At 68.6% G+C, this 7,639-nt stretch carries 6 protein-coding genes and 1 pseudogene; all 7 read right to left on the reverse strand.

Translation table 11 applies throughout. The features are described 5' to 3' along the window. Window positions 1-34 precede the first annotated feature (34 nt). Entirely contained in the window at window positions 35-1,663 is a 1,629-nt protein-coding gene (locus I73_RS14205; RefSeq protein ID WP_022981221.1) for a peptide chain release factor 3, read from the reverse strand. 44 nt (window positions 1,664-1,707) lie between these two features. Further along, on the reverse strand, window positions 1,708-2,355 hold the full coding sequence (locus tag I73_RS14210; RefSeq protein ID WP_022981222.1) for an FABP family protein: 648 nt from the start codon (window positions 2,353-2,355) through the stop codon (window positions 1,708-1,710). Between the two features lie 55 nt (window positions 2,356-2,410). After that, the gene (locus I73_RS33200) at window positions 2,411-2,572 is read right to left on the reverse strand and encodes a hypothetical protein (protein ID WP_022981223.1); all 162 of its coding nucleotides are present in this window, start codon (window positions 2,570-2,572) and stop codon (window positions 2,411-2,413) included. A 112-nt stretch (window positions 2,573-2,684) separates the two neighbouring features. Further along, window positions 2,685-3,608: a LysR substrate-binding domain-containing protein gene (locus tag I73_RS14220; RefSeq protein WP_022981224.1), complete on the reverse strand. Its 924-nt coding sequence runs from the start codon at window positions 3,606-3,608 to the stop codon at window positions 2,685-2,687. Between the two features lie 118 nt (window positions 3,609-3,726). Then, window positions 3,727-5,292: a M4 family metallopeptidase gene (locus I73_RS14225; RefSeq protein WP_022981225.1), complete on the reverse strand. Its 1,566-nt coding sequence runs from the start codon at window positions 5,290-5,292 to the stop codon at window positions 3,727-3,729. A 264-nt stretch (window positions 5,293-5,556) separates the two neighbouring features. Then, window positions 5,557-7,119 carry a M4 family metallopeptidase gene (locus I73_RS14230; protein WP_022981226.1) on the reverse strand — a complete coding sequence of 521 codons (1,563 nt, stop codon included), beginning with the start codon at window positions 7,117-7,119 and terminating at the stop codon, window positions 5,557-5,559. Between the two features lie 217 nt (window positions 7,120-7,336). Continuing rightward, a pseudogene (locus I73_RS31700) lies at window positions 7,337-7,639 on the reverse strand (ATP-dependent DNA helicase RecG); the annotation flags it as partial.

Raw genomic sequence — 7,639 nt, forward strand, 5'->3', positions numbered from 1 at the left:
TCGGCCAAGGCGGCCGAGGCGGCCGGGTGGGGGCTCAGTCCCCCATGCGCTGCTGGAACACCAGCCCCGCGTGCTCGCGCAGGGCGTGGAACTTGATCTTGGGCCAGTTCTCCTGGATCGCGCGCAGCTCGCCCGCGTACTCCAGCAGCAGGGTGGGCGCGTCCACCGCGTCCAGCGCCATGCGGTGGCTGTTGCCGTCGATGAAGCGCTTGAGCTCCTTCTCGCCGCCGTCGGCCTCGTCGCAGGTGACCCAGCGGGCCACGTTGAAGCGGGCCGGCAGGATGCGGGCCTTCACGCCGTACTCGTGTTCCAGGCGGTGGGCCACCACCTCGAACTGCAGCTGACCGACCGCACCCAGCAGCAGCACGCTGCCGGCCATGGGGCGGAAGACCTGGATCGCGCCTTCCTCGCCCAGCTGGGTCAGGCCGGCGCGCAGCTGCTTGGTCTTGAGGGGGTCGGCCACTTCGACCGAGCGGAACAGCTCCGGCGCGAAGAAGGGCAGGCCGGTGAACTGCAGGGCTTCGCCCTCGGTCAGGGTGTCGCCCAGCTGCAGCACGCCGTGGTTGGGGATGCCGATGATGTCGCCGGCATAGGCCTCGTCCAGCAGCTCGCGCTTCTGGCTCATGAAGGTCACCACGGTGTTGGGCCGCAGGGTCTTGCCGCTGCGCACCACCTTCATGTTCATGCCGCGCTCGAACTTGCCCGAGGCCACGCGCAGGAAGGCGATGCGGTCGCGGTGCGCCGGGTCCATGTTGGCCTGGATCTTGAAGACCACGCCGGTGAACTTGGACTCGTCCGGGTTCACCGTGCGCTGGATCGCCGGGCGCGGGCCCGGGGCCGGGGCCAGGTCGACCAGCGCGTCCAGCACCTCCTGCACACCGAAGTTGTTGACGGCCGAGCCGAAAAACATCGGCGTCTGGCGGCCGGCCAGGAACTCGGCCTCGTCGAAGGCCGGCGCGGCCTCGCGCACCAGCTCGATCTCGCCGGCGGCCTGCTCGTAGACGTCGCCGAAGCGCTCGGACAGCGCCGGGTTGGCGATGCCCTCGATGATTTCCTCGGTGCCGGCCACGCGGTCCTCGCCCGGCGAGAACACGCGCATCTGGTCCTTGCGCAGGTCCAGCACGCCGCCGAAGAACTTGGCCATGCCCACCGGCCAGGTGAAGGGCACCACCGTCATGCCCAGCTCGGCCTCGATTTCGTCCATCAGGGCCAGCGGGTCCTTCACCTCCCGGTCCATCTTGTTGACGAAGGTGAGGATGGGCGTGTTGCGCGCCCGGCAGACCTGCAGCAGGCGCCGGGTCTGCGGCTCCACGCCGTTGGCCGCGTCGATCACCATCAGCGCCGCGTCCACCGCGGTCAGCACGCGGTAGGTGTCTTCCGAGAAGTCCTGGTGGCCGGGGGTGTCCAGCAGGTTGATGGTGCAGTCGCGGTACTCCATCTGCATGACGGAGGAGGCCACCGAGATGCCGCGCTGCTTTTCGATCTCCATCCAGTCCGACGTGGCGTGTCGACTGGCCTTGCGCGCCTTCACCGAGCCGGCGATCTGGATCGCGCCCGAAAACAGCAGCAGCTTTTCCGTCAGCGTGGTCTTGCCCGCGTCAGGGTGGGAGATGATGGCGAAGGTCCGGCGGCGGCGGACCTGTTCGGCGAGTTCGGCGGACATGGCGGGCTCGGCAGAGGGCGAAACCCGCCATTATCCGGCCCGTGTCAAGCCTTCGCCAGCGCGGCGACCCACAGCGGGTTGGGCGTGGGTTCGCCGATCTTGTGCAGCAGGTTGCGGTCGGTGTGGTGGAAGGGCTCGGCCTGGCCGCGGATCTGCAGCACCGTGTCCTCCTCGTAGCCCCAGCTGCCGTCGGCGTTCACCGTCACCTTGATGCGGAACTCGGTGGTCTTGAAGGCCACGTCCAGGAAGGGGGCCGAGCAGATGCCGAAGGTGTCCAGGCCCTGGGTGGCGACCAGCTCGAAGCTGGTGGCGTCCGGCGCGGCCGTGCCGCCGGCCAGGGCCGTCTGACCGCGCGGGATGGTCAGGGTGTGGATGACCGCGCCGGTGGCCGGCTCCCACAGCCAGTAGCCCACCTGCTCGTGGTAGGTCTTGACCTGGTCGGGCTTGGTGATGTGCGTGTGGTAACGCAGGCCGTAGAGCAGCTGCGGGCCGTTGGTCTGCGGGTCGATCGGCTGCAGCTCGATGCGTTCCACATAGGCCTGCTTCTTCGGGCCCTCGGCCTTGGGCTTCACATCCAGGCCGCGCTCGCCCTGCCAGATGCCGGCCATCGGGGCCAGGGGGCCCAGGTTGGCCAGCGTGTTCAGGTCGATGTCGCGGGGCTCGGTGTAGATGTCGCTCGGGAAGTCGCTCATGGCAGGGCGGCGGGGTTGATCTGACCCCATTGTGGGCCCGCGGCGGACTTCCCGCTCAGCTGGCGGCCATGCCGTGGACCATGGGCACCATCCAGAGGCAGCTGCCGGCCACGGTGACGCCCAGGCCCACCACCTGGCGCCAGCTCAGCGGGGCGGTGTGTCCGGACACCTGGATCGTCGGGACGATGGGAGCGGGGCGGCGGGGGATGCGGGGCATGGCGGTTTCTCCTGGATCGGTCCGACGTGGACCATGGACAGAAGGATAGCCAATGACTATTTGTTCATCTAATTCAATAGTTTTATGGCGGCAATAGCCCCGGTCGGCGCGCTCAGGCCGTCAGGCGCGCCACCCCGGGCAGCTCGCAGGCGTAGATGGCGTTGCGCAGCGCGGCAATGGCCTCGTAGCGGGTGAAGCTGCGCCGCCAGGCCAGCACCACCCGGCGCGAGGGCACCGGCGCGGCAAAGGGCACGAAGACCAGGTGCGGCTGGGGTTCGCGCGGCTGCGACAGCTGGGGCACCACGGTCACGCCCATGCCCGAGGCCACCATGTGCTTGATGGTCTCCAGCGAGGAGCCCTCGAAGCTCTTCTTGATGCCCTCGGTGTCGCTGGAGAAGCGGGCGAATTCGGGGCAGACCTCCAGCACGTGGTCGCGGAAGCAGTGGCCGGTGCCCAGCAGCAGCATGGTCTCGCGCTTGAGCTCCTCGGAGCTGATGGCATCGCGCTGGGCCAGCGGGTGCTGGGCGGGCACGGCCACCAGGAAGGGCTCGTCGTACAGCGGGGCGATGGCCAGGCCGGTGTCGGGGAAGGGCTCGGCCATGATGGCGCAGTCCAGCTCGCCGGTGCGCAGCATGTCCAGCAGCTTGACGGTGAAGTTCTCCTGCAGGATCAGCGGCATCTGCGGCGTCATGTCGATGGCATGGCGCACCAGTTCCGGCAGCAGGTAGGGCCCGATGGTGTAGATGATGCCCAGGCGCAGCGGGCCGGCCAGCGGGTCCTTGCCGCGTTGAGCGATCTCGCGGATGCCCTGGGCCTGCTCGATCACGCTCTGGGCCTGGCGCACGATGGCCTCGCCCAGCGGGGTCAGGCTCACCTCGTTGCTGCCGCGCTCGAAGATCTTGACGTCGAGCTCCTCCTCCAGCTTCTTGATGGCCACCGACAGGGTGGGCTGGGAGACATGGCAGGCCTCGGCCGCGCGGCCGAAATGCCGCTCGCGGGCGACGGCGACGATGTAGCGCAGTTCGGTCAGGGTCATGGCCGCATTGTGCAATCCCGGCCGGGCGCCACGCGGCCACCAAAGAAAACGCCGCGGGCAGGCCGCGGCGTGGGCAGGGCGCGGGCGGCCTGAACCGCCCGCGTCGGTCGGTCGGAACTCAGTTCACGTTGATGGCCGACCAGGCGGCCTTGACCGAGGCCAGTTCGGCGGAGGCCGAGCCGTACAGGTCGGTGGCCGCGCTGATGGTGGCGGTGCGGGCGGCCGCGTAGTTGGTGCTGGAGGTCATGTAGACGGTCAGCGCGCGGTACCAGATCTTGGCGGCCTTGTCGCGGCCGACACCCGTGACGCTGCCGGTGCCGGTCGCGGTCTTGGTGTTGCCCGCCACACAGGTCTTGGACGGCGAGCCGTTGGTCGTGCCCTCGGCCAGCATGTAGAAGAAGTGGTTGGCCGGGCCGGACGAGTAGTGCACATCCAGACCGCCCAGGCTGGAATACCAGCAGTCGGCCGAGGAGCCATCGGTGCTGGGCTGCACCATGTTGCGGATGTAGTTGCCCGGCTTGACGAAGATCTCTTCGCCGATCAGGTAGTCGGGGGTGTCATTGGCGTTGTTGGCGAAGAACTCCACCATCGTGCCCATGATGTCCGAGGTGGCTTCGTTCAGGCCGCCGGATTCACCGGAGTAGGTCAGCGCCGCGGTGCGCGAGGTGACGCCGTGGGTCATCTCGTGGCCGGCCACGTCCAGAGCCACCAGCGGGTAGTAGTTCTTGCCGTTGTCGCCATCGCCATAGGTCATGCAGAAGCAGCTGTCGCTCCAGAAGGCGTTGACGTAGTTGCGGCCGTAGTGGACGCGGGAGTAGGCGCCCTTGCCGTCGTCGGCGATGCCATTGCGGCCGAAGGTGGTCTTGTAGTAGTCCCAGGTCTCGTTCTGGCCGTAGGCGGCATCGGCGGCCACCGTGTTGGTGTCGCTGAGGGTGCCGTTGCCGAAGGTGGCGGTGCTGCTCTTGACCGCCGTCTCGCGCGAGGTGGTGTTCTTCATGGACACCACCTTGTGGCCGCCACGGGTGGCATCCACCAGGGTGTAGACGCCGCGGCTGTTCTTGTCGGCGTGCAGGCTCTCGTCACCGCTGAACAGCGTCTTGCCGGTGACCAGGGCGTCGGTGTTCTCGATCTCGTCCCAGCGGTCCAGCACGCTCTTGCCGGCGGCGCTGACGATGAAGTGCATGCGGCTGGGGGTCTGGTCGGCGCGGGTGCCGGTCACCAGCACTTCCCAGGCCAGTTGCGGCTGGCCGTGGCGGGCGAAGACCACCAGTTCCTTGCTCTCGATCTTGGCGCCGGCGTGCTCGAAGCGGCCCTTGGCGAAGCTGGCGGCGCTGTCGCCGCTCAGAGAGGGCTGGGTCGACAGCGACAGCGCGCCGTCGAAGGAGCGGCTCAGGCCACGCAGGGCGCCATGGGCGTCGCCATGCACCACCAGGTCGCCGCCCAGCACGCGCAGGCCCCGGAAGGTGCGGTCGAAGCGGACATGCTCGGTGCCGTCGGCGTCGACGACGAGGTCACGCGCGACGAAGCCATCCTGACCGGCCACGAGACCGGCCTGTGACTTCAGGTGAGCCAGGGCGCGGGCCACGGCGGGGCTGTCGGCCGCGGGGCGGGCGGCTTGGGCAGCCGGAACCAGGGCGATGGTCAGGGCGGCCAGAGCGGCCAGATGCAGAACAGTGGGTTTCATGGTGTGGAGGTGATGACGAAAAGGAACCGCTGCGGCCATCGAGGCCGCACGGTGGCCTGTCGCCTCCTTTTGGAAGGCGTGCGGATGAGTGTCTGTCCGGCCCCCAAGGCGGGCCATCCCTACCACAGGGGGTGCGAAAAACCCTTGCAGAAACATGACGGAAGGTAAAGAGAACAGCCCGCGTCCGCAGGGCTGCGAAACGCGGGCTGTCCGGACGCCCGGGCCGGTCAGGCCCGGGGATCTGACGCCGTGCGGCGGGCGACCTCAGTTGACGAGGACGGCCGACCAGGCGGCCTTGACGGCGGCCACGGTGCTCGAAGAGGCGCCGTACAGATCGGTGGCGGCCGAGATGGTCGCGGTGCGCGCACCGGCGTAGTTGGTGCTGGAGGTCATGTAGACGGTCAGCGCGCGGTACCAGATCTTGGCGGCCTTGTCGCGGCCGATGCCGGTCAGGGTGCCGGTGCCGGAAGCCTTCTTGGTGTTGCCGGAGACACAGGTCTTGGAGGGCGAGCCCGCGGTGGTGCCTTCGGCCAGCAGGTAGTAGAAGTGGTTCGCCACACCGGAGGAGTAGTGCACGTCCAGACGCTTCACGCCGGTGTACCAGCAGTCGGCCGAGTAGCCGTCCTTGCTGGGCTGGTACATGTAGCGCAGGGCCTGGCCCGCGGTGCTGTAGAGCTCTTCGCCGATCATGTAGTCGGGCGTGTCATTGGGGTTGTTGGCGAAGAACTCGACCATCGTGCCCATGATGTCCGAGGTGCCCTCGTTCAGGCCGCCGGATTCGCCGGAGTACGTCAGGTTGGCGGTGCGCGAGGTCACGCCGTGGGTCATCTCGTGGCCGGCCACATCCAGCGACACCAGCGGGTTCAGGGTGCTGCCGTCACCGTAGGTCATGCAGAAGCAGCTGTCGTCCCAGTACGCGTTGTCGTAGTTGCTGCTGTAGTGCACGCGGGAGTACGCGCCCTTGCCGTCGTTGGCGATGCCATTGCGACCGAAGGTGGTCTTGTAATAGTCCCAGGTCATGTTCTGACCGTAGGCCGCGTCGGCCGCCACCGTCTCGGTGCTGGACTCGGCGTTGTTGCCCCAGATGTTGTCGGTGGCGGTGAAGGTGGTGCCGCCCGAGGTCTTGTTGGCCATGTTGACCACATAGTGGCCGCCGCGCGTGGCGTCCTTGAGCGTGTAGGTCGAGCCGCTCAGGTCGTCGTGCAGGCTCACGTTGCCCGAGTACAGCGTCTTGCCGGTGCCCACGTCGTCGGCGGTGTGGATGTCGTCCCAGCGGTCCAGCAGCGTCTTGCTGGTGGCGCTCAGCAGCAGGTGGGCGCGGCTGGGGGTGCCGTCCTCGCGCACGCCGTTGACCTGCACGTCCCAGGCCAGCTGCGGCTTGACTTCGCGGGCATAGACCACCAGCTCGGCCGACTTCACCGCCCCGTCCTTGGCGCCGAACTGGGCCAGGGCTTCGCTCTGGGCGGCCTGGGCGAACACCACGGGTTTGAGGTCGATCTGGATCAGCTCGCGCAGGGTCTGGCTGATGCTGCGGAAGCTGCCGTCACCGCGGCTGTGGACCACCAGGTCACCGCCGATCACGCGCAGGCCGGCGAAGGTGCGCTCGAAGCGGACGTGTTCGGCGCCATCGGCGTCGACCACCAGGTCGCGCGCCACGAAGCCGTCACGGCCGGTGCCATGGGCCTTCTGGAAGGCCACGCCGCCCAGGTGGGCCAGGGCGCGTTGAACGGCAGGGTGGTCGGCCGCCGGAGCGGCGGCAAAGCTGGTCGAGCCCAGCGACAGGGCCAGGGCCGCGGCCGCCACGGCGCGCAGTGCGAACTTGTTCATGGAAAGGGTGTCCTCGTGGGTGGGTTGTGTTGTGTGCTTCGGCTCCCTCCCGGGTTGCGAGAGCAGGGCCGAGGCGCAGTGTCCGGGGCCGGGTTGCTGTCAGGCATCCCCTAGACGAGGGGGTGCCTGTCAAGGATGACAGGTGGATGTGAGGGGGCGTAACGGAGCCCTCCGGGGAAACCCCCGAGGGTGTGTGGGCCTCGCCGCCGGAGGTCGCTCAGGCCTTGAGGAACTCCGCGCGGGCGCCCAGCCAGCGCGCCACCTGGGCCCGCGCCGCCGCGGGGTGTCGGTCCAGCAGCTGGCTGGCCAGAGCGCGGGCGCGCGCCAGCAGCGGCGCGTCCTCGGCCAGGTCGGCAAAACGCAACAGGGCGTCGCCCCGACTGGCGCGCGCCCATGAACTCGCCGGGGCCGCGTATCTCCAGGTCGCGCCGGGCGATCTCGAAACCATCGGTGGTCTCCACCATGGCCTTCAGGCGCTGCTTGCCGCTGTCTGACAGCGGCGTGCCGAAAAGCAGCACGC

It is taken from the genome of Ideonella sp. B508-1, assembly GCF_000333615.1.
In the GTDB taxonomy this organism is placed as follows: Bacteria; Pseudomonadota; Gammaproteobacteria; order Burkholderiales; family Burkholderiaceae_C; genus Ideonella.

What these genes read in the sequence shown, in the direction of transcription:
- I73_RS14230 (WP_022981226.1), bottom strand. Translation starts at nt 7,119, where the DNA reads ATGAACAAGTTCGCACTGCGCGCCGTGGCGGCCGCGGCCCTGGCCCTG.
- I73_RS33200 (WP_022981223.1), bottom strand. Translation starts at nt 2,572, where the DNA reads ATGCCCCGCATCCCCCGCCGCCCCGCTCCCATCGTCCCGACGATCCAG.
- I73_RS14210 (WP_022981222.1), bottom strand. Translation starts at nt 2,355, where the DNA reads ATGAGCGACTTCCCGAGCGACATCTACACCGAGCCCCGCGACATCGAC.
- I73_RS14205 (WP_022981221.1), bottom strand. Translation starts at nt 1,663, where the DNA reads ATGTCCGCCGAACTCGCCGAACAGGTCCGCCGCCGCCGGACCTTCGCC.
- I73_RS14220 (WP_022981224.1), bottom strand. Translation starts at nt 3,608, where the DNA reads ATGACCCTGACCGAACTGCGCTACATCGTCGCCGTCGCCCGCGAGCGG.
- I73_RS14225 (WP_022981225.1), bottom strand. Translation starts at nt 5,292, where the DNA reads ATGAAACCCACTGTTCTGCATCTGGCCGCTCTGGCCGCCCTGACCATC.